Here is a 22331-nt window from a genome sequence, read left to right as displayed (position 1 = left end):
AAGGTGCAGTGGGATGGACCGCAAGATCAAACAGGTTTGCCCCTGAACGACGTAGGGGGGAAGAAGATACATTTTCCCACAACGCTCTTTCAGAAAGCATTGGGACTTGTGGTTAGCCTCCGGCCAAGAGGATGAGGGGCATAAGAGCGCGTTTCTCCGGGTTGCACAGTGGGCTGTTGAAGCACAGGATGCACAAGGAGGGTGGGTAGTTTGGCCCCTTCTGGGCCTAAGATACGCTTCGCCCTACTCGGCCATGACCCAGGGCGAGGGGATCTCTGTACTGGTCAGAGCTTATACGCTCACACAGAATTCAGCCTATGTAGAGGCAGCGCGTCGGGCTTTGGGGCCCATGCAGAAACCGATCGAAGATGGGGGCACTTGTCGGGTAGTCCCCGAGGGGCTCATCCTAGAAGAAGTCCCAGCGGAGGATTATAAGGCAATCCTTAACGGTTGGGTATTCGCCCTGTTTGGCTTGTATGACTTCCTCCTTGTAGAGGATTCCAGCGAAGCCCGCCAGATGCTTAAGAAAAGCCTAAGCGCACTTGTGGCATATCTTCCCTCTTACAATGCAGGGTATTGGTCCTACTACGACCTTTCGGGCCACTTGGCCAGCCCGTTTTATCAGCGGCTTCACATCGCCCAGCTTGAGGCGCTGAGCCTCGCATTCCCTGAGTATGCGTATCTGTTCGGTCAGTGGCGGGAGCAGTTTATGCGACAGGACGCGAATTTGCTGTGTAGGGCCCGGGCCATTGTGGCGAAAGCTTTTCAAAAATTGCGAAACCCTCCTGCGGTGATTCTCAAATGAGGTTGGTCTACGTAACTTCTAGCTTCCCACATGGGCCGGGTGAGGCCTTCATTCTCCCCGAAGTCCTGGAGCTTGGTCGCCAGGGGCACGAGGTCTGGGTGGCGCCTATGTACCCCCGAGGGGATATTGTGCATACAGAAGCCTTGCAACTAAGCGAGCGGGCGGTGGTGCAGCCTCTGTTCTCTCGGGAAGTGGTGCTCGGGGCCCTAAAGGAGTTTCTTCGCTCGCCCGTACGGGCTTTGCGGGCGCTGGCACTCTTGCTCACCTGGAAGCCGCGCCATCTTCTCAAAAACCTCATTGTTTATCCCAAAGGACTGTGGTTGTCGGGATTAGCCCGACGGCTTAGCGCGGACCATATCCACGCCCACTGGGCTGCTACGACGGCAAGCATGGCGATGGTAGCCAGTGAGGTTTCCGGCATTCCCTGGAGTTTCACCGCGCATCGCTGGGATATTGTGGAAAACAATATGCTCAAGACAAAGGTCCAAAAAGCGCGCTTTGTGAGAGCCATTTCCGAGGAAGGAAGGCAAGAGATCTTGAAAATAGTGGGTAAGAGTTGGGCAGCGAAGGTGTTTGTAATTCACATGGGAGTAAGCCTTCCCAGACCCTTAGCCCAGCAGGAACAGCAGGTAAGACATACCCCGACCATCGCCTGTATAGCCAATCTCGTGGAGGTAAAAGGGCATAAGTATTTGCTAGAGGCCTGCCGCATCCTCAAGGACAAGGGGCTGCGATTCCGGTGCCTCCTCGTGGGAGAAGGACCGGAGCGCCGGGCGATTGAGGAGCAGATTCGAGCGCTCAACTTGGAGGATCGGATCGAAATGCGAGGGGCTCTGCCCCATGGGCAGGTTCAACAGCTGCTTCGTGAGGAGGCTGATATCGTGGTCCTGCCGAGCATTGTAACCGATAAGGGAGAGAGGGAGGGGATTCCTGTAGCCCTAATGGAGGCCATGGCTTATGGAGTTCCCGTGATCTCTACTAGAACTGGCGGCATACCTGAGCTGGTCACGGAGGGGGCTGGCATCCTGGTAGAGGAGAAGAGTCCAGAACAACTGGCCCAGGCGATAGCGACCCTTATCCATAATGTGGCGCTGGCAAAAGAGATGGGAAGAAGAGGCCGTTGCAGGGTCGAGGAGGCTTTCAGTATAAGTAAGAACGTGAAGAAACTGCTGGACATGATGAATGGCAACTACGAGTTTGAGGAAGGACAATGAGCCCGATCTTGGTCACGGGCGGGTTTGAGTTTATCGGCTCCCATGGGGTGGATGCTTTGATTGCTGAAGGCTACCAAGTTATTGTAGTGGACAACCTTTAGAGGACGCCCCTCATAAAGCGCTTAGAGGAAGGAGTGCCCTTCCGAGCATGCCTCGACACGCAAGCGTACAACAGAAGAAGATCCTTAGATTTCCGGGCCAGGCCCTCTATGGTCCGGAGCGGAAAGGTGAGCTAAAGAGGATCTTCTTGGATGCCTCCAAGGCCGAGCAAGAGCTTTGCTGGAGGCCTTCAATCCATCTCCTGGATGGCCTGCGGGAGACCGCAAAGTTCCTACGAGAGGAACGGCGATGAACCTCTGGATCTTCAACCAATACGCGCACCCGCCGGACCTCCCCGGCGGGACGCGACACTATGACCTAAGCCGGGAGCTGGTGAAGCGAGGGCATCGGGTGGCCATCTTCGCCACGAGCTTCCACCACTACCTCCACCGCGAGACGCGCTTACAGCCGGGGGAGCACTGGAAGGTCGAGGATGTCGACGGCATCAGGTTCGTCTGGCTCCGCACGCCTCCATATTGGCGCAACGATTGGCGCCGGGTGCGGAATATGGTGGCTTTCGCGCTCCAGGCTTGGCGGCTGGGACGAAAGTTGCCCAAGCTCGCGCCCGACATGGGGAGGCCGGATGTGGTGATCGGCTCCTCCCCTCACCTGCTCACCCCTCTTGCGGCCTATTGGGTGGCCAAGCATCACCGGGCCAAGTTCATTATGGAGGTCCGGGACCTCTGGCCCCAGACGATCATCGACATGGGGGAATTGAGCGAGCGGAATCCCTTGACGAAGCTGCTCCAAGCTTTGGAAAGGTTCCTCTATCACAGAGCGGAGCGAATCATCACCCTCTTGCCGAAAGCAGGGGAATACATCGCCGCTCAGGGTATAAACAAAGAGAAGGTCGTCTGGATTCCGAACGGGGTCGATCTCTCCCGGTTCCAGGTCCGGGTCGAATCGAGATCGAGAGGCAAGGGCCATGAAGGCCTCAAGGTGATGTATCTCGGCGCGCACGGTCAGGCCAACGCGCTGGATGTCCTGCTGCAGGCGGCCAAGATCGTCCAGGATCGCGGCCACCGCGAGATCCACTTTATCCTTGTGGGCGACGGTGCGGAGAAGCCCAGGCTGATCCAGCTGGCCGAGAAGCTGCATCTGAGAAATGTGGAATTCCGCGATCCGGTCAAGAAGACCGAGGTGCCTCAGACCCTCCAGGAAGCCGATGCCTTTATCTTCAACCTGGAGAGGGTCGAGGTGTTCAAGTATGGGATCAGCCCTAACAAGCTGTTCGATTATATGGCCTCGGGAAGGCCCGTTCTCTTCTCCGTCGATGCACCCAACAACCCCGTCGAGGAGGCCCGTTGCGGCCTCACCGTCCCGCCTCGTGATCCGCAGGCCCTAGCGGAGGCGGTCATCGCGCTTTATGAGATGCCTCCTGAGGAACGGGAGGCGATGGGCCGCCGGGGACGATCCTATGTCGAAAAGCATCACGACATTCGTGGCCTAGCCGATCGTCTCGAGCGGACGCTAAACGGGGTCTTACTTTCACCCCTTCCATGCTACGATAAGGTGCTATGACTTTGAGGGCCCTTTAAACTATAGTTGGCGTTCAAACGCCTACTTACGATGCTGGAGGCCATGGCCACCGGGCTCCCCCTGGTGGCCACGGACGTGCCCGGCTGCCGGGAAGTGGTTGTGGACGGGGTGAACGGTCTGCTGGTGCCGCCCAAAAACCCGGGGGCTTTGGCGGCCGCTATTGAAACCCTGCTCAAGAGCCCCGAGCTTCGGGCCGAGTTCGGGGCAGCATCCCGGCGGCTGGCCGAGGAGCGGTTTTCCGATCAGCAGGTGGTAAGCCGTATCCTGGATCTTTATCGCGAGCTCCTCGCGGAGAAAAATCTTGCTGTCTGGACCTGAAGCAAGCTGCCCGAATCCGTCGGATGTCCGGATCATGCTTGGGGAACGCAAATGTTAAGGAGGGAAGAGGATGCAGATCGCGCGGAGCTTTCCCAGAGTGCACGGAGGACGGTATGCCCTCCTGCTGGTCGAGCGACGAATCCTCCTGATGGTCCTGGATCTGCTCGCGGTGAACGGGGCACTGTGGATCTGGCTTCATCTGCGCCCGGAGATTGTTGTCCGCCTCCCTCATTGGTTCCTCTTGGTGAGCGTGCTCTATCTCTTCGCGGCCTTCGTTTTTGATGCTTATGAGCCCCGAGGGAGTGTCCGTTTCCCTTCCACCGTCCTGAGCGTGGCGAAAGCGGGTCTGACGGCCGCTGCGCTCTTTCTGCTCATCCCATACCTTCCCCCGCCTCTGCCCACTGCCCGTTCCCTTCTTTTCGCTTTCCCATTGCTTGCTCTTGCCGCCCTTGTGGGAGGACGGGGACTTTATGCCTTGATTTTCACGCGTCCTGTCTTTCAGCGCCGCACCCTGATTATCGGCGCCGGCTGGGCCGGCCGCACGATCGCGGAGGCCCTCTCGTCCTATGGGGATGGAAGCTATGAGATCGTTGGCTTCGTCGATGATGACCCTGCTAAGCACGGTGCTCGGATGGCCTGGAAGGGAGGGGAGACCCGGCCGGTGCTGGGGGATCGCCACCGACTCCCGGAGCTCATCGCTGCCCATCGAATCGATACGCTGGTCCTGGCTATCACGCACGAGGTGGATGGGCAGCTGTTGCAGATGCTGGCGGACTGCCTGGAGCTGGGAGTGGAGATCCTTCCGATGCCGGTTCTGTATGAGCAGCTCACCGGCCAGGTGCCGGTGGAGCATGTGGGAGATAATAACTGGTATGTGGCCATGCCCCTGAGCCATCCCCTCACCCGCACGATCAACCGCGCGATCAAGCGAGGGATGGACTTGATCCTCGCCTCCCTGGGGATGCTGGTGCTCGCCGTGCTCTTCCCCTTCATCGCCCTGGCCATCTACTTGGATTCCCCCGGGCCGATCTTTTACACGCAGGAGCGTGTTGGGAAAGGGGGGCGGGTGTTCCGGATCTACAAATTCCGTTCCATGGTGCCGGAGGCCGAGAAGGAGCGAGCGGTCTGGGCCCAGGAGAACGACCCGCGGGTCACCCGGGTAGGGCGCATCCTGCGCCGGACTCATCTCGATGAGTTTCCTCAGTTTTGGAACATTCTAAAAGGGGAGATGAGCGCCGTGGGCCCACGGCCGGAGCGTCCTGAGTTCGTGGAAGAGCTGGCCCGGGAAATCCCTTTCTACCGGGTCCGCCATGCGGTGAAGCCCGGCATGGCGGGATGGGCTCTCGTGAAATATGGCTATGCTTCATCTAAAGAAGATGCCATGATTCGATTGCAATATGATCTTTATTATATCAAACATTGGTCTCCTTGGCTGGATCTCGTGATTCTTTGCAAAACAGTAGTGGATACTCTGACATTTCGGGGCCGGGCGTAGGCCAGAGGGAGAGGCATAGGGCCCGGTGCGTTTCTGATGAGTGTAAGAAGCGGATATCCTTCGGGCAGCTGCAGCATGCGGGTTCTGATCACCGGCGGCGCGGGGTTCATCGGATCTCACGTGGTGGAAGCCGGACGGCAAGCCGGATGGGAGATCTGGGTGGTCGATGATCTCTCCCGGGGCTCCCGGGCCCATCTGCCGACCGATGTCCCGCTGTTTGTGATGGATGTGCGGGACCCCTCGTTGGAGGAGCTGGCCGTTGATTTCCGCCCGGCGGTCATCCACCATCTGGCCGCCCAGGTGGATGTGGCGGCGTCAGTGGCGGATCCATGGCATGACGCTTCCGTCAACCTGCTGGGCACCCTGCGGGTGCTGCGGGCGGCCCTTCGCGGCGGCGCCCGGCGGGTGGTCCTCGCTTCTTCCGCCGCGGTGTATGGGGAGCCGGAGCGGCTGCCGGTGGCGGAGGAGCACCCGCTTCACCCTCTCTCCCCCTATGGCCTCAGCAAGGCGGCGGCGGAGGCCTACGCCCGCTGGTTTGGGGCCCATTATGGGCTGGAGGTGATCATCCTGCGCTATGGGAACGTCTATGGGCCCCGACAGCCGGCGGTCGGAGAAGCCGGGGTGATCGCCCGCTTCCTGGCCGCTCTGGCCGACGGCGAGCGGCCAGTCATCCACGGGGACGGGCGGCAAGTCCGGGATTTCATTTACGTAGGGGACGTGGCGGCAGCGCATCTGCAAGCGACAGCCCGTGGAGCGGGAGGAATCTATAATATTGGGACCGGGCGGGCGATCTCCATCCGTGGGCTCTATCGGCTGATGCAGAGAGTAACCGGTGTGGAGAGCGAGCCTGCCCATGGCCCTCCGCGGCCAGGGGACATCCGGCGGATGGTCCTGGACATCCGTCGGGCTCAGGCGGAGCTGGGATGGACTCCACAGGTCGGATTGCGGGAGGGCCTGGCCCAAACCTGGAAATGGGTGAGGGCGGGGAAACGAGGCCCTTGCGCCCTGATGTTCTGATCAGCGTCGTCGCTTCCCCTTCCGGCCATGAGCAGGGTGCCTGAGGCGTGACCCCTTTCTTCACCGCAGGATCTAGAGGGATCGGAAGACCAGTTTTAGAATTCTCCTGCAAAAAGCTGAGGGATGGGCTGCGTTTCTGAAAAGAGGCTTGCCGGCCTGGCGCTGGGACTGGTGGGATTGGGGCTGATCCTGGGGCTCCACCCCTGGCTGATGGCCATTTATCACACCGAGCTCGGGGCTCGCGAGATCGAGGCCGCTCTACGGCCGGTCTTCCCGGACCGCCTGGCTCCGGAGCAGATTCAGGATCCCGGGCGCTTGGCCCGGGGCATCGCCCACCTTCGGGCGGCTCTGGCGTGGGATCCGCACCATCTCGCCGCGCGGCGTTGGCTGGCTCGGGCCTATGCGGCCCAGAATCAGCCCGACGAAGCGCTCCAAATCCTCGAACCAGCTCTCCTGGATTTTCCTACAGATCCCCGTGTGGCCCTGGAGCTGGGCGACTTGCTGGATATGCGCGGGGATGTGGAGGGAGCTATACGGCTTTATGAGCGCGGCCGGATTGGAAGCCGTCGCCTCCCTCTTGTAGCCAACTACTTGAAGCGAGCTGACGATGCGCGCCGCGAGAACCTGGATCTGGCCGCTCGTCTTTATCAACGCGCCCTGGCGTTGGATCCCGGGAATCTGTATGCATCCTATCGTCTGCTGGAATTCTACCGGCATCTGGGGGATCAGGCGGGCATGGCGGAGATGACCGGGCGATTGCGGCGGTTCGGACCGGAAAGCGTGAGGGTTCGGGTGGATCTGGACTTCCGGCTGCCGCGCGCTGAGGCCTCCGCCATGATCGCTCTGGTCGAAGATGGGATCTGGGATCTGGGAACCCTGCGGCGGGTGATCCGAGCTCAGCTGGCCCTCGCGGCGGAGGGATTGCCGGGTTTGATGGTCGATCAGGCCCTGGAGATCCTCCGGGCGCGCCGTCCCCAGGATCCTCACTGGGTGTTGGATCAGGCGGAGCTGAGGCATCGACGGGGGGAGAAAGGGCAGGCGGAAATCCTCTATCGGGCGGCTCTGGATTTGGATCCTCACCTTGCCCGGGCATGGCTCCGACTGGGGATGCTAAAAGAGGAAGAGGGCACCCCGGAGGCCCAGCGGGAGGCGGCGGCCTTCTATCGGCGATATGTCGAGGCAGCCCCCGATGATCTATTGGGATGGCAGCGCTGGCTTCGCGCATGCCATGGGCTGGAGGAAGATCCATCATGCGCCGGATCCACGGATGGACAGCGATACTTAGCGGAGCGCACCGATGACCGGCGCCTGGCTGCCGATCTGTTAGGGATCCCGGAGGCATGGCTGAGGCTGGGGGAGAATCAGTGGGCCTTTGGCGATTTTGAGGAATGGGAGAAGTCGAAACCCCAGGGATGGGAATGGTCGGATATGTCCAATGCACCGCCCTGGGCTCCAGGTCTTTTCCTCAGCATCCCCGAGACTCTAGAGGCCTATCATGGACGAGTCGCTGCCCGTGTAGATGGTCTGTGGACCGAGGCGCAGGAGGGCCGGGAGCCGGCACGAGCGGGATACTGGAGCCATTCGATCCTTGTGGAACCCGGGGCGCTCTATCTGCTTTCCTTTGCCTATCGAGCGGACCTGGCTCCTGGGGGTTGGATCGGGATAGGGCTTTCAGGCTATGCGGAGCTGCGTTTGCCGGACACGGGAGGAAGCTGGCGGTATGTGGGGATCATCGCTCGGAGCCCGGGGTCCGATGGACAGGTCCGACTGCTCTTGCGGCTATGGGGCGAAGGGGAAGCGGCCTTCGACGCCGTGGCATTGCGGACAGTGCGGATCCCTGAGGATCGTGTTCCTGCGGACCTCCCTCGGATGACCGTTCGGTAGGAGGGAGGATGGATCGGTGTTCGGCTGGGATCTCGCATTGGACATGGCCGGCGCTCTGGATGGCGCTCGCCCTCATCCGGGGCTTGCTCTACGCGGCACTCGTTCCGCCATGGCAGGCTCCCGATGAGCCGGGTCATTTCGAATACGCATGGCACATCGCCCGGCTTGGCCGTCTGCCGGCCCCCGGGGAGATCCTCCCCGAATTTGAGAGGGAGCAGCTCGGCTCGCTTTATGCGTGGCATTATGGAGCGTTCATCGGCCGTCCGCTTCCGGACCGGATGCCGGAGCGAATCTCGGATCTCCCCTCGAGCATTTTCGCTCAGCGTTCCCGAACACTTCTCGGGGGCCGGTTCTCTCTCGCGTATCTATGGGCAGCGGGATTCATAGCGCCGCTGATTCACGAAGATCTGTCCGTTTTGCTGTATCTGGCCCGGGCGTCCTCCGTGATTCTGAACGCGATGGTGATTGCTTTGGCCTGGGCGATTTTCCGGGAAGCCGATCTGCCGCAGGGATGGGCGGTGGCTGCCACTGGGTTCCTTGTCTTCTGGCCTCAACACACTTTCATCAATGCCAGCGTCAACGAGGGGCCCATGGCGGAGCTCTGGGCTACCTTAGCGCTCTGGGGATGGATCCGTCTATTCCGGCGAGGGCTGTGCCCCCTGGGCCTTGGGGCCATCATCGGCGGGACCGGGCTCGCCTTGTGGACCAAGAACACGGCTGCCCCGTTGATTCCCTTGAGTGTTCTTTATGCTGCAACATGGGGATACCGAATCTTCCGGAGCAAGAGGCAGTGGGGATGGAAGCTGACCTCAGGCGTTACCCTTGCGTTTCTCCTGTTCAGCGCAGCTCTCCTGTCTTTCCGGACGCCCGTCGGGCGCTGGGTCCAGGGAGCGCTTCGAGCCCTTGAGCCTGGGGACATAGGGGGCGAAGGGCTGCCGTCTTTGGATCAGACGTTTCGGTTGGCGGTTGAGAGCATGTGGGCTCGTTTCGGATGGATGAACGTCTCTGCAGGGTGGTTCTGGTATGGGGTTGTGTATCTCCTCTTAATGATTGCTCTGGAGGGCTGGATGCTTCCGCGCTCCCGCCGGTGGCGGGTGCCTGGCTGGGTGATAGGGGTGATGGGGGCTTTTGTGGTCTTCACCGTAGCAGGCTGGATGTTCTTCGTTATGAATGTTCCAAGAGGGCGCTATTACGCGCAGGGGCGATACATGTTTCCGGCTGCTGTGCCTCTTGCCTTCTTCCTGGCAGGGGGATGGGGGCGATGGATCCCAGAAGGATGGGAAGGTGCGCGGGTGTTCGGATTCCTTCTTTTGTGGGCCATCCTGGATGCTGCCGCCCTCGCTTTCGCGCTCTTGCCTTATTTTTACAAAGGAGGCTGAGGTGAAGATTCCTCGGCCGCATAATCTCTGGATTTCGAGATGGCTGCTTCTGTCCCTTCTGCTGATCTGGGGAGACCAGGCGCCCTTCCGAGGGGCCATGCAATCTGCAGGGGCTGCTCCCGATTTTACCCTCTATCTTCCGCTTATCGCACGGTTCTATGATCCGGGATATACGTCTCCCTTTGGGATCACAATGTATGGGGCGGTGGATGATGCATGGGGTCTCTCCAAGATGAAAGAGGCGGGAGGGCGATGGGTTGTCACGGTTCTATCCTGGTCAGCAGTAGAGCCGGCGCGGGGGAGTTTCAACTGGGCGGGTTTTGACGAGAAGGTTCGGAATGCCCAGGGGGCGGGGATGGAAGTCTTTGTTCTCTTTACAGACAATCCCTCATGGGCGGCCGCGCTGCCTGGGGGGCCTGTGACGAACACCCAAGACCTTGTGGACTTTGTCACCCGCATGGCCGAGCGCTACGACTGTGATGGGGTCGAGGATGCGCCCGGCTCCCCTTGCGTTCATTACTGGTCCTTCTATGCGGAGCCTGATAATGGGGATCTCGACCGGGCCCGCTATGGAAAGGGCTACTGGGGGCACAATGGTGCTGGTTTTGCGGCGATGCTTGCCCAGATCTCCCCAGCCATTCACACGGCGAACCCGCGCGCCAAAGTGCTCATTGGTGGCCTGGCCTATGATTGGTTCGAAGAGGAGGGAGGACCCTTTGTCCGATCGTTTCTGACGGATACCCTTCGCGCCTTGAATGCGCTAGGAGGAGGCGAGGGACAGGCTCGACGCTTCATTGATGCGGTAGCTTTTCATTATTATCCGATATCCCCCCATCGTTGGCCGACCCTTCGCGAGAAGGCAATGGAGATCCGTGGGATTATGGAGCGGCATGGGATAAGTGACCTGCCTTTGCTCGTGCCGGAGATGGGTTTCTGGAGCGATCCAAGCGTTGGAAGCAGCGAAGAACTCCAGGCGCGATGGCTGGCTCAAATGTTGGTGCGAGGTCTCTCCGTTGATCTTCGGATGCTGGCTTGGTACTCCGTTTTCGATGCTGGGCCCGGCACCGAGGCTCACGGTCTGTTCTGGGATCGGGATCTCAACCGTCCGAAGCTCTCTTACTGGGCTTATCAAACATTAACGCGGGAGCTTCAAGGCGCTCGTTATCTCCATCCTCTTGACATCCCTGGAGTTGAGGCTTATGTCTTCCGTATGCCGGATGGTGTGGAGAAGACCGTTCTCTGGGCTCGCGGATCCAACACCACAGTTGATTTCCCTTATCCATGCTTGCGCTTGGTGGACACGGTCGGGAGGGTCTACGATCCCGTTCGGGATGGAGATCCGAATTGGGATGGGGATCGGACTGCAAACGGCCAGATCCGGCTGGGGATCTACGTGGATCAACCCTTTTACGTGATGCCTCGCCCATGTCCCTGATCAGAACCCTTGGCCCTCTTAGCGGGATGTTCCTTCTTCTGGGCATTTTCCTGGCTGGGGCCGCATGGGCGGCTCCGGAAGAGGGCCCCCAGCAGCCGTTCGCAAATGTCCTGGTGGGGGAGTTGGTCGCGGGCCGTTCGATATGCCAGACCTTTGTGGCTCGCTTTCCGCATCTGGCAGAAATCCGTGTCCGGATTGGCACATATGGACGACACAATCAGGGGGAGCTGCGATTTGTGCTTCGAGAGGGGGAATGGAATGGGCGGCTGTTACGCGTGGCTTATGCGGAGATGGCAATCCTACGAGACCATGAAGAATATGCTTTCACCTTTCCGCCTGTGACATCTTCCGCAGGGCGCCGTTTCACCTTTTGCCTGGAGGCTCCAGGGGGACAACCTGGGAACGCCGTCGCGATCTGGGCAGCAGACACGGATCAGTATCCGGAGGGGGAGGCCCTCTTGCGGGGCTTTGGGGGAGGGGAGGCGGACCGTGTTCAGGATCTGGCGTTCCGCGCCGGCTATGCCCTGACCATCCCTGATCGCTGGGTTATCCTGGCAGAGCGCCTAGGTCAGGGGAAGCCAGTGATATTAAGATGGGGAGCGGCGTATGGTCTGGTTCTGGGAATGTATTTGCTGGGCACATACCTGGCCTTCCGAAGAGCTTTCACTTTGGGTTAGAAGAATGGGGAGGTGGCGGAAAGCGGCAGGCCTCTGCCTGCTCTTGCTTTTGGAGCTTGCGGGGTGCACTTGGGCAGACACCCAACCCCTTCGCCCGATGGCTCCTGCTCTTCTCCTGGAGCCGGGCCATACCGTGGGGCAAACCTTTGTGGGCCGCCATGGGGGACTGAACGGAGTGGAGCTTTGGCTGGAGCCGGAGCCGGGGGCGAAAGGCATCCTTCGCCTTCACCTTCGAGCCGATCCCCGATCCCCGACTGACCTGGCTGTGGTGGCGTTGCCGCTGGAGACCGTCACAGTTCCCCGTTTCTACCGCTTCTCTTTCCCCCCCGACAACCGTTCCCACGGCATGTATCGCTATGCTTTCCTGGAACTGGAAGGCACGGGCGCGGTGCGGGTGGGTGCTGCCCCCGGTGACGCCTATATCGACGGCGCGGCCTATCGGGACCATGAACCCCTGGATGTCCAGCTGGCATTTCGGTTGACTTACGATCTCAAAGGAATCGCCATAGAGCTTGCGCAAGCGGTGTTGGCTGGAGTTTGGTTTTTATTTCTATCCGCGTTGATTTATTTGATTCCGGGATATGTCTTGCTCGCGTGGTTCTGGACAGGGGGATCTCTTTCCTGGCTGGATCGCATGGGGCTGGCGGTTGGGATCAGTCTGGCCCTTTACCCCCTTCTCCTATTGTGGACCGATTTTGTGGGCGTGCATGGGGGGGCGCTATACGCGTGGCTGCCCGTGGGAGGCGGGCTGGTGGCTCTGGCTTATCGGCATCGGAGATGGCGGTTGCGCCAGGGGTGGAAGGCTTTGCAAAGGTGGTGGCGTGAGGAGGCCTCCGGGCCAGATGGCGTCCTAATCGGTATCCTCCTCCTGGCCTTAGGAGTTCGGTTGCTGGTAGCGCGCGGGCTGGAAGCGCCTATGTGGGGCGATGGCTTGCAACATACGATGATTGTTCAGCTGTTGTTGGATCATGGCGGCCTGTTCCGAGAATGGACTCCCTACGCTCCCATTACAAGTTTTACATATCATTATGGCTTTCACAGCCAAATGGCAGCGCTCGCTTGGATCAGCGGTTGGCCTGCGCTCCAGGCCGTGCTGTTCGGGGGCCAGCTGATGAATGGGCTAGCGGCCTTTACCCTCTATCCTCTGGCGCGCCGGATGGGGGGATCCCCATGGGCCGGTGTGGTAGCCGTGGCCCTTCCAGCCTTGGGGTGGTCAATGCCAATGTATTATACAAACTGGGGGCGCTATACTCAGCTGGCTGGGCAGACCCTCTTGCCGGTGGCGGTGCGCCTAACCGTGGAATCGCTGGAGCCTCAGAAACCCAATCTGCGTTTACTTCTTCTAACCGCGCTGGTGGTTGCCGGTCTGGGGTTAACTCATTATCGAGTCTTGGCCTTCTATGGTATTTTCTTGATCACGTGGATGCTTGTCCGTGGGCTACAGTGGTTCCATCCGGCCTGGAGAGAGGGCATACTGCGGCTATTGATTCTGGGAGGGCTCGTAGTCATCCTGATCCTCCCCTGGTTGGAGCGGTTAGGGGAGGGAGGACTTCCCGCCTCCCTGCGGCAAACTCTATCCGCTGGCGGTGGAAGCAGCCCCGGTCTGGAGACGTGGGGAGATCTGAAAATGTACATGCCCCTGTGGGGCTGGATCCTGGGAGGGTTGGCCCTGATCACCGGATGGATGCGTCATCGGAATGCGATCGGATTTCTATTGATCTGGTGGGCTGGCGTCTTTCTGAGTGCCCATCCGCAGCTGGTGGGCCTGCCAGGGTCTGGAGTGATCAGCAGCTTTGCCTTCTGGATTGGGATCTACTTGCCAATGGCCCTTTTGATCGGTATCGCAATCGGAGATCTCCTGGAAATGGGATGGCGCAATCCATGGGTTCGGCGGATGGGAATCGTTCTAATCGGGTTATTCGGTGCCTGGGGTGCTTGGAATCGGCTTGGGGATATTGATCCCCGCTCTCATGCCATGCTGACCCGACCGGATCGGCAAGCCATGGATTGGATCCGTAGACATCTGCCTTCGGATGCGCGGTTTTTGATTAATGGGTTTTTAGCCTATGGAGGTCAGGATGCGGTAGGCAGCGATGGGGGATGGTGGCTGCCCCTGTTGGCCCAACGAGCGGTTTTGATTCCTCCCCTCCCGTATGCCATCGAGCGGACCACCGATCCCCATCTTCCTTCACGTCTTCGGGAACAGATTTCCCGTTTGACGGCGCGTGATCCCCAGATCCTGAACGATCTGGTTCGCTTAGGTTGGTGTTACGTCTATGTGGGACAGCAACAAGGTCGGGTCAATGCCCCCTCGCCTCCTCTTTGGGTGCCCGATGAGCTGCGTGGAGGCCCTTGGGAGCTCTTATATCATCAGGATCGGGTCTGGATCTTCCGATGGCGGGATTGTGAGCATCCCGGGCGGGAGTAGCCCCAACAGTGGGGATTCTCCGACCCGGAGTAATCCAAAGGGAGTATAGACAGGATCCTGGGAACCCAATAATATAGCCTTAGAACCCTGTTCTCGCGAAAGGAGGCTTGGCCATGATGCGAAAATTACGATGGATCATCCTATTTGTTGTCCTTTTTTCGATTGTAGGCCCTGCATGGGGAGCCCCTCCAGGTCAATTTACTGTAGATTTTAATATTCAAAATCTGGGAACAAGCTCAGCCAACATTGTTGTGAATTTTATAAATCCAGACGGGTCCTCGGCAGGTACGAAGACCTTTTACAACGTGTCTGCAGGGGGATCGGCGTATTTTAATCCCGCCCTTCATACGCTCGATGGGGGTGGCACCCTGCCCTCTGGGTGGCAGGGGGCTGCAATCGTGAGCGCAGATCAACCGGTCTCTGCGATTGCCACAGTAGCGAACAATCTCTCTGGATCTCAGTATGTATCAGATGCCTATGTGGGAATCGGAGAGCCTGCTCCTGTGGTTTTCGCGCCGATTGTGATGGCCAAGTTCGGTCCTTGGAACACCCGCATGGCGATCCAGAACGCGGGTGCGTTGTCAGCGACGGTGGAGATCCAGTTCATCAGCGGTGGCAGCGTGGTGGCTACCCAGTCCATTCCGAATCTTCCTGCAGGAGCTTCCGCACTGGTAGATCAATGGGATCATCCTACTTTAACCAATTTCAATGGATCAGCGATTATCTCGGCGACGCAACCCGTGGCGGTCACGGTGGATGAATATCGGACAACGGGGGGACTGTTAGTCTCCTACTCGGCTTTGCCGCTTAGTAAGGCCAGCACTACGTTGTACATGCCGGGTTATATCAACGCCTATGGATCGTGGACTACTGACTTTACGATGATCAACACGGCATCAAGCCCGGCTTCTGTTCAAATTCAGTTCACGAACAATCAGACATTAAATTGTTCCATTCCAGCCAATGGCAGCCTCTATCTGAATCCTGCCGCGAATGTCTATGGAGGATGTACAGGGGGGCCGCTGGCCAGCAATTTCTACGGCGCAGCAACCGTGACCTCCACACAACCCCTGGTCATTGCTTATAATATCGCGAACACTCTGGGGCCAGGCGATCGGGCCATCGGTTACACCGCCTTTGCTCCATCCGACGTAGGCACGAAGATGGCCGTTCCCTTGATCGAAAATCAATACAGCGGAGGGAAATGGACGACAACCTTCTCCGTTCAGGTGATTGGCGGGGGGGCCGCTCAGCTGACCCTTAACTACTCGGGCAATCTGGGCACCTTCAGCCGGAATGTCACGGTGCAGGACGCCCAAACCTTCAATCAGCTCTCTGATGGACATATTCCACCAGGTTTCCTCGGTAGCGTCACCATTTTGTCGGACAAACCGATCGCGGTGATTGGCGATCAGAACAGCTTGATCCTATCTGGGGATGTGGCTGCAGGGTTCCCGGGGGTTAAATCCCCCTAGCTCCTCTTGATTCGATCACCATACTAGGATTAAAATGCCGGGGTGCGATCGTGGTCGCACCCCGGCATTTTTGATGTTGAAGAGGAGAAAATATGGCGGCCGTTCGCATGCTTTGCTGGCTAGGAGTTATGAGCCTCATAGGGAGCTGCGCTCCCTTCCGTCCGTTTCCCTTTAGTTCTCCTTCCATGGGCCAGCCCTCCCCTATTTTATTCGAATCGCCTGTTGAGCCCATGGTCATGCCCGCCACGTTTTCCCCGCCTTATCCTGCCGATTTGAATTTGGAGTCAGCGATTCTCCGGCCCGAGGATTTCCCATTCATGCGAACGCTCTATGTTCTCCGCACTGAGATCCGTGAAGCGACCTTCCGCGGTCTTGAGTTGCGTTTTCCTGTGGAGGAAGATCGTTATCATCCGTTCATAAAGGGTTTCGCGGTGGAGCTACGGCTGTTCCAGGACATCCGCTTGGCCTGGGAGGCGTATGCCCGGCGCTTGTCTTCATCAGAAGGCTCATTTCGTTTGATCCAGACGGCGGCCGACGAAGCGCGCTGGAGGATACATCCCTCCGAGGAATCGAGAAGCGGAAAGATCTGGTCCCATGAAGTTGTTTTCTGGAAGGGAAACTTAGTGGGCTATCTGCTTGTGAAGTGGTCCGATCCTTTGACAGAGGATTTCATGCGGGAGCGGGTGAATCTGATCTTTGAGCGCCTGGGGAGGTAGCGATGGCCCCTGTCATTTCGCCGCGTGGCCGCTATCTGGTTTTCGGAGCGCCTCGATTACCCGAGGAAGCTATTGAGGCGGTGGTGGAGGTCCTTCGCTCGGGCTGGCTGGGAACAGGCCCGCGGGTGGCTGCCTTTGAGGAAGCCTTCGCTCGATATATCGGCGCTCCCTTCGCTGTGGCTGTGAGCTCATGCACGGCTGCTCTCCACCTTGCCCTGCGGCTGATCGGGGTCGGCCCTGGAGATGAGGTGATCACCTCCCCCATGACTTTTGCGGCCACCGCTAATGTGATCATCCATGCAGGAGCGCGCCCTGTTTTTGCTGATGTGGATCCGCGGACGGGCAATCTGGATCCAGAGGCCACCCGGGATGTGCTCACGCCTCGCACCCGCGCAATTATCGTCGTGCACTATGCCGGGCGCCCATGTGAGATGGATGCGTTCATTGACCTTGCCCAGCGCCATGGGATTTTTATCATCGAGGATGCCGCTCATGCGCTGGAAGCGTTCTATAAGGGCCGTAAGGTGGGGACGCTGGGACATCTGGCTGCCTTCAGCTTCTATCCGACCAAGAGCCTGACGACAGGGGAGGGCGGGATGTTAACCACTGCCTCCGCGGAATGGGCGGAGCGCGCCCGCATCCTACGCCTGCACGGCTTGAGCCGGGACGCCTGGCGCCGTTACACCGAGGAACAATTCCCGGATTACGAGGTCATGGAGCCCGGGTATAAATACAATATGACGGACATCCAGGCGGCGATGGGGTTGGCTCAGATGCCTTATCTGGAGCAATGGCGGAGCCGCCGCGAGCGGCTCTGGCGGCTTTACAACGAGGGGCTGGGGGACCTCGAGGGGATCCGCTTGCCTCCGGAGGAGGAGCACATCGTCCACGCCCGCCATCTGTATACCATCCGGGTGGATCCTCGAGCAGCCCCGTTTCCCCGGGATGAGTTGATCCGGCGGCTGCACCAGGCCGGTATCGGAACAGGGATCCACTACAAGGCATTGCACCTCCACCGGTTCTATCGGGAGGCCTACGGCTATCGCCCCGGCATGTTCCCTCACGCTGAGCGGATCTCTGAGGAAACCCTCTCCCTCCCTCTCACGGCCCACATGGAGGAAGATGAAGTTCTTTATGTGATCGAGAAGATCCGCGAGCTGTGGCGGAGGGGACGGTCTTGAGGATGTGGTGGCGCTGGTGGGAGTTATGGCGCTTAGCTCGGGTCCGGCTGCGCAGCGAGGAGGACTATCAAGCCTTCCAGCGTTATCAGGGTCGATGGGTGGTGGAGGAACTCATCCATCGTGGGTGTGCGCTGGCCGGCCGGCGGATCTTGGATCTGGGCTGTGGATACGGAGGTTATTCGTTGGCTTTGAGGGAGGCCGGCGCCCGGGTAGTGGCCTTGGATCTCTCCCTGTCCTCTTCCTTGGGGGAAGGGATCGCGGAGGTGCGCGGCGACGCGATTCGCCTCCCTTTCGCGAGCGCGACCTTCGATGGTGTGTTCTGTGCCAGCCTCATCGAGCATGTTCCGGAGCCGTTGGGACTGCTCTGCGAGATCCGGCGTGTGATGCGTGAGAAAGGCTGGATTTATTTAAGCTTCCCGCCTTTCTATAGTCCGCGGGGTGGACATCAGTTCTCGCCGTTTCACTACCTGGGGGAACGCGCGGCCCTCACAGCGATCCGATGGCGAAGGTGGTGGGGGAAGAGCAGCTGGGTCCCGGAGCGATTCCCGACCTCCCCCTCTTCCTTCGCCCGTGCCTTCGGGGATTACGGTCTCTATCCCCTGACGATCCGCCGCGCCCGAAAGCTGATCCTTCAGGCGGGGTTCCGGATCGTCCATCAGGGGGTTCGCTTCCTCCCGTTGGATCTCTCCCGCATCCCGCTGTTGGGCGAGCTGCTTACCTGGCACGTCGAGTTCATCCTTCGGCCATGAGGGATTTTCTTTCCGTCCCAGAGGCCCTGGATCGCTTCTGGCACCGCCACGATAAGGGGTTGGCCACTCTGAGGAATCTAAGGCGGCCTGAGGAGGTCAGCTGGATCCATGATTTGTATCGAGGGATGCCAGCCCCTTTCAACCGCTTCTTCGCCTTCTGGCAGGAACGGGCGGTGCGCCGGCTCTGGCGGAGGTGCCCACCCCAGCCGGGGGAACGGGCCTTGGATTTAGGATGTGGGACAGGGCGGTGGTCTCGTCTGCTCCAGCAATATGGAGTCCGGACGGTCGGAGTGGATCTGGGGTTCCATGCCCTCTCCTGGGCTCGCCGTCTGACCCCTTTAGGATCATGGGCGGTGATGAACCTTCCCCGCCTCGGTTTCCAAAGCGGCTCATTCGATTGGGCGATCTCAGTGACCGTCCTCCAACATCTCCCCTATTCCGTTCAAGAGGAGACCCTCACGGAGCTCCGACGTCTGCTGCGTCCGGGAGGAAGGCTGGTCGCTTTGGAGCTGTGCCAGCTCGAGGGAGAGGTCTTTTATCTATTCCCAAGACAGCGCCGAGACTGGGGGGCATTGTTCCAACGGCACGGGTTTCACGTCCTAGGAACCCAGGCCGTGGAGCGGCTTCCGTGGATCCCTTTTCTCCGGCGCATGGCCTCTTTCGGGCTTCGGGAAGCTCCAGGAGGGCCGAGGGGGATAGAGAGGGCAGCAGCGTGGTTCCACCAGAGCCGGTGGCCGTGGATCGGCCTTTATCTCTTCTTGGCCGTGGCCTACCCTCTGGAGGGTGTGGCGGCCTTCCTGGGTTGGTCGTGGGGAGCCCGATACACAGCCTGGCTGCTGCGGAGGGAAGGATGAAGCGGCTCCTTCTGATCACCTCGTCTTATCCCTTGAGCCCGGAGGAGACCTTCAACGCGGGGGTCCTCGCCCGCGAGCTGGCCCTCGGCCTACAACGGGCAGGCTACCAAGTCTGGGTGGTGACGCCTCGTAAGGACCGACCGATCCGCGAGCCTCAACTCCCGGTTCTCGAGTTCCCTTGGTGGGGTAATTATCGAGAGTTGGCCCCTCAGCCCTCGCATCCCCTCAATTGGATCCGCTTCGCCAGCCTTGTGCTTAGCGGCATGGTCTTCGTGGATCGGGCCACTGCTGCTCTCGGAGTGGAGGCTTGCGTGGCGTTGTGGGCCCTCCCATCGGGAGCTTTGGCGCATTGGGCTTGGCGTCGGCGTCGCCTCCCCTACGGGGTGTGGGCCTTAGGATCCGACATCTGGGGGCGGCGGCGTTATCCCTTCGGGGAACGGGTGGTCCGCCGGGTCTTGCAAGATGCTGCCTTCTGCCTGGCCGATGGCTGGAACCTGGCCCAGGAGGTCGAACGGATCAGCGGGAGGCGGTGTGGGTTCCTCCCTGCGGCCCGGCGGCTGCCGCTCGAGATCGCTCCGGCTGTGCTCCCTGCGGCTCGTTGTCGCTTGCTGTATGTCGGCCGCTTTGAGCGGCAGAAGGGCGTGGATCTCCTGGCGGAGGCCTTGTGCGCCCTGCGGGAGGATCTGGCCGGCGTTCAGGTTCATATGTTGGGGGATGGAACCCTGCGGCCGTGGGTGGAGAGGCGTCTCGAGGCCTGCGGGCTGGCCGGAACGGTCTTCCTCCACGGCTATGCGACCCCCCCCATGGTGGTCTCCATGATGAAAGCGGCCGATTACCTCGTGATCCCCTCCCGCGTGGAGAGCATCCCTTTGGTCTTCGGAGACGCCATGCAGTGCGGGCTGCCCGTAGTGGCCACAGATGTGGGGGACCTCGGCCTGTTGATCCGCCTGAAGGAGGTGGGGTGGGTGGTGGGTGAACCTACCGTGGAGGCCTTGGCCACAGGCCTGCGGTGGGTCCTATCCCATCCCGATCGTCGGGAGGTCTTCCAGCGGAACACCTCCATCCTGCGGGGATGGTTCCGGCCCGAGCGTGCGGTGGAGATCATCGCCTCCCTTTTGAAGGGGGAACAGGATGAAGGAACACTATCAGCCGAACTATTGGGCTTGCTGGGAGACGTGTAAGGACCCGGAGTTAAGACGGCAAAAGGCCCGCAAGATCCGCTCCATCCTGGAGGCTGCAGCCCCCCAGCTCATAGAGCAGGGGGGGAGAGCGTTGGATGTCGGCTGCTCGATCGGGGTGATCAGCGAGCATCTCGTGCTGGCATGGCCACATTGGGAGATCGTCGGTGTGGACATCGACGCGGAAGCCCTGCGCCTTGCCCGAAGCCGAGGGGCAAGGCTTCCCTTATGCGTGGGGGATGCGCTACAGCTTCCCTTCCCCGATGCCGCCTTTGAGTTGGTCCTCTGCGCCCAGGTCTACGAGCACGTCCCAGACTGGCGTCGCTTGCTGCGGGAGATCCAGCGGGTGCTTCGGCCGGGTGGGGTCTGCTTCTTCAGCGGCCCCAACCGCCTGTTTCCGGTTGAGTTGCATTATGACCTCCCCCTGCTCCCTTACCTCCCGCGCCCTCTGGCCCATCGGGTGGTGCGCTGGAGCGGCAAAGCTCCCCTCTATTATGAACGCCCCGTCTCATGGTGGACCCTGCGCCACGCCTTGGAGGATCTGGGATTCGTGATCGAGGATTACACTTACCGTCTGTTGGAGGATCCACAGCAGTTCCACTTGAACGGACGATGGGTGAGGATCTTCTCGCGCTGGGTGCGGCGGCTTCCTCCGCGATTTCGCCCGTGGCTGACCCCCTGGATGCCGAACTTCAACCTGGTCCTTCGGAAACCGGAGGGCCGGGGCTAAAGTCGCTCCTCTAACTCCCGCAGCCGGCGCAGGACCTCCTCGAGCAGCCTTCGGTTGTCTCCGATGCGATCCGCTAATAGGCCGAAGAGGAAGATCAGGAAGGCCAGGATGATGGCCATGGTGGCGACGATGAGGGACTGCAGATGGCCGTAGAGGGCGAAGCCCTCAGCGATGAAAAACCACCCCAGCCGGGCGAAGAGAATCAGGCCAACCCCCAAAAAGGGAAGGGAGAGATAGAAAAAGACCTTCAGCGGCTCGTAGCTCGCGTAGACCCGCACAATGGTCGCCCCCTGTCGTTTGATGAAATCCCATAGGCCATGATGGAGCCGGGAGGGCCGGGAAGTGGGACGGGCATGGATGGGAACATGGGTGACGGCCAGACGTCGCTTGCCGGCCTGGATGAGATGTTCCACGGTGTACGAGAAGTCCGTCAGCACAATCAATCGCAGGGCCGCCTCCCGGGTGTAGGCCCGGAAGCCGCTCGGCGCGTCCGGAACGTCCAGCCCCGAGGCCCAACGCACGACGGCCGAGCCCAGGGCCGACAGAATGCGCTTGTGCCAGGGAAAATGGGCCAGGCGGGTGACCTGTCGATCGCCGACAACCATGTCGGCTTCCCCTCGTAGGATGGGCGCGATCAACGCCGGGATGTCCCCCGGATCATATTGGCCATCGGCGTCTACGTTCACAATGATGTCCGCGCCCAGACGCAGGGCGGCGTCGAACCCAGTCTGAAAGGCGGCCGCCAGCCCCCGGTTCCGCCGATGCCGTATGACGATGTCCGCTCCGGCGGAACGGGCGATCCCTTCGGTCCCGTCGGTTGAGCCATCATCCACCACCAGGACAGTGATCCGCTCCACCCCAGGGATCTCCCGCGGGATCCCTCGGATCACTTCCCCGATGGTCTCCGCTTCGTTATAGGCTGGGATCTGCACCACGATGTGCATAAGCCCTGAGTCCCCAGATCCTTCCGATGTTTCCCTTCCCCTGGATGCAAGCCCCGCCAGGCCACCCTTTTCCATAATAGCCTGAGCCGGCTACTCCGGGGAACTGGTTTGGCAGGGAACGCCTCGATGGTTACACTTTGAGGAGCGAATCCATCCGGATGCATCCTCTGGAGATCGGGGATCGAAGGCTGCCGCTGGGCCTCGAGGGAGCTTC

The 22331-nt window shown here is 60.2% G+C and carries 19 protein-coding genes and 1 pseudogene; 19 read left to right on the top strand and 1 reads right to left on the bottom strand.

Going from position 1 to position 22331, the window contains the following annotated elements:
* Positions 1 to 253 precede the first annotated feature (253 nt).
* The 19 genes and pseudogenes from ACFMO3_RS11745 (at position 254) to ACFMO3_RS11655 (ending at position 21173) form a co-directional block, all read left to right on the top strand.
* Positions 254 to 805, top strand: coding sequence for a D-glucuronyl C5-epimerase family protein (locus ACFMO3_RS11745; protein WP_376790601.1), 552 nt, complete (start codon positions 254 to 256; stop codon positions 803 to 805).
* The gene (locus tag ACFMO3_RS11740) at positions 802 to 2019 is read left to right on the top strand and encodes a glycosyltransferase family 4 protein (RefSeq protein WP_376790592.1); all 1218 of its coding nucleotides are present in this window, start codon (positions 802 to 804) and stop codon (positions 2017 to 2019) included. Before ACFMO3_RS11745 ends, ACFMO3_RS11740 begins: the two co-directional genes overlap by 4 nt.
* Positions 2016 to 2117: pseudogene (locus tag ACFMO3_RS11735) on the top strand (NAD-dependent epimerase/dehydratase family protein); the annotation flags it as partial. The gene ACFMO3_RS11740 and the pseudogene ACFMO3_RS11735, both read left to right, overlap by 4 nt.
* A gap of 250 nt (positions 2118 to 2367) precedes the next feature.
* The gene (locus ACFMO3_RS11730; RefSeq protein ID WP_376790591.1) at positions 2368 to 3639 is read left to right on the top strand and encodes a glycosyltransferase family 4 protein; all 1272 of its coding nucleotides are present in this window, start codon (positions 2368 to 2370) and stop codon (positions 3637 to 3639) included.
* A gap of 48 nt (positions 3640 to 3687) precedes the next feature.
* The gene (locus ACFMO3_RS11725) at positions 3688 to 3975 is read left to right on the top strand and encodes a glycosyltransferase (protein WP_376790600.1); all 288 of its coding nucleotides are present in this window, start codon (positions 3688 to 3690) and stop codon (positions 3973 to 3975) included.
* A gap of 70 nt (positions 3976 to 4045) precedes the next feature.
* Positions 4046 to 5470: a sugar transferase gene (locus ACFMO3_RS11720; protein WP_376790590.1), complete on the top strand. Its 1425-nt coding sequence runs from the start codon at positions 4046 to 4048 to the stop codon at positions 5468 to 5470.
* Between the two features lie 75 nt (positions 5471 to 5545).
* On the top strand, positions 5546 to 6487 hold the full coding sequence (locus tag ACFMO3_RS11715) for an NAD-dependent epimerase/dehydratase family protein (protein ID WP_376790589.1): 942 nt from the start codon (positions 5546 to 5548) through the stop codon (positions 6485 to 6487).
* Between the two features lie 123 nt (positions 6488 to 6610).
* Positions 6611 to 8371 carry a tetratricopeptide repeat protein gene (locus tag ACFMO3_RS11710; protein WP_376790588.1) on the top strand — a complete coding sequence of 587 codons (1761 nt, stop codon included), beginning with the start codon at positions 6611 to 6613 and terminating at the stop codon, positions 8369 to 8371.
* Between the two features lie 8 nt (positions 8372 to 8379).
* Positions 8380 to 9750 (top strand): DUF2142 domain-containing protein, encoded by a 1371-nt coding sequence (locus tag ACFMO3_RS11705; protein ID WP_376790587.1) that lies wholly within the window; start codon positions 8380 to 8382, stop codon positions 9748 to 9750.
* Position 9751: 1 nt separating this feature from the next.
* The gene (locus tag ACFMO3_RS11700) at positions 9752 to 11185 is read left to right on the top strand and encodes a beta-galactosidase (protein ID WP_376790586.1); all 1434 of its coding nucleotides are present in this window, start codon (positions 9752 to 9754) and stop codon (positions 11183 to 11185) included.
* On the top strand, positions 11176 to 11862 hold the full coding sequence (locus tag ACFMO3_RS11695; protein ID WP_376790585.1) for a hypothetical protein: 687 nt from the start codon (positions 11176 to 11178) through the stop codon (positions 11860 to 11862). The genes ACFMO3_RS11700 and ACFMO3_RS11695 overlap by 10 nt, the downstream gene beginning before the upstream one ends.
* Before the next feature lie 133 nt (positions 11863 to 11995).
* A complete protein-coding gene (locus ACFMO3_RS11690) occupies positions 11996 to 14290 on the top strand; it encodes a hypothetical protein (protein WP_376790584.1) in 2295 nt (764 codons plus the stop codon).
* Between the two features lie 113 nt (positions 14291 to 14403).
* Complete coding sequence (locus tag ACFMO3_RS11685; protein ID WP_376790583.1) at positions 14404 to 15765, top strand: hypothetical protein; 1362 nt, start codon at positions 14404 to 14406, stop codon at positions 15763 to 15765.
* Between the two features lie 317 nt (positions 15766 to 16082).
* A complete protein-coding gene (locus ACFMO3_RS11680; RefSeq protein WP_376790582.1) occupies positions 16083 to 16481 on the top strand; it encodes a hypothetical protein in 399 nt (132 codons plus the stop codon).
* A gap of 2 nt (positions 16482 to 16483) precedes the next feature.
* The gene (locus tag ACFMO3_RS11675) at positions 16484 to 17662 is read left to right on the top strand and encodes a DegT/DnrJ/EryC1/StrS family aminotransferase (RefSeq protein WP_376790581.1); all 1179 of its coding nucleotides are present in this window, start codon (positions 16484 to 16486) and stop codon (positions 17660 to 17662) included.
* 2 nt (positions 17663 to 17664) lie between these two features.
* Positions 17665 to 18411: a class I SAM-dependent methyltransferase gene (locus ACFMO3_RS11670; protein ID WP_376790580.1), complete on the top strand. Its 747-nt coding sequence runs from the start codon at positions 17665 to 17667 to the stop codon at positions 18409 to 18411.
* A gap of 125 nt (positions 18412 to 18536) precedes the next feature.
* A complete protein-coding gene (locus ACFMO3_RS11665) occupies positions 18537 to 19265 on the top strand; it encodes a class I SAM-dependent methyltransferase (RefSeq protein ID WP_376790579.1) in 729 nt (242 codons plus the stop codon).
* Positions 19262 to 20446 carry a glycosyltransferase gene (locus ACFMO3_RS11660; RefSeq protein WP_376790578.1) on the top strand — a complete coding sequence of 395 codons (1185 nt, stop codon included), beginning with the start codon at positions 19262 to 19264 and terminating at the stop codon, positions 20444 to 20446. Before ACFMO3_RS11665 ends, ACFMO3_RS11660 begins: the two co-directional genes overlap by 4 nt.
* Entirely contained in the window at positions 20397 to 21173 is a 777-nt protein-coding gene (locus ACFMO3_RS11655) for a class I SAM-dependent methyltransferase (protein WP_376790577.1), read from the top strand. The genes ACFMO3_RS11660 and ACFMO3_RS11655 overlap by 50 nt, the downstream gene beginning before the upstream one ends.
* Here ACFMO3_RS11655 and ACFMO3_RS11650 read toward each other — a convergent pair.
* Positions 21170 to 22117: a glycosyltransferase family 2 protein gene (locus ACFMO3_RS11650; protein WP_376790576.1), complete on the bottom strand. Its 948-nt coding sequence runs from the start codon at positions 22115 to 22117 to the stop codon at positions 21170 to 21172. The genes ACFMO3_RS11655 and ACFMO3_RS11650 overlap by 4 nt on opposite strands.
* Between the last annotated feature and the right edge of the window lie 214 nt (positions 22118 to 22331).

It is taken from the genome of Thermoflexus sp. (assembly GCF_042408815.1).
Lineage (GTDB): Bacteria > Chloroflexota > Anaerolineae > Thermoflexales > Thermoflexaceae > Thermoflexus.
The sequence above is the reverse complement of the archived record's forward strand: the minus strand, read 5'-3'. Positions and strand labels throughout refer to the sequence as shown.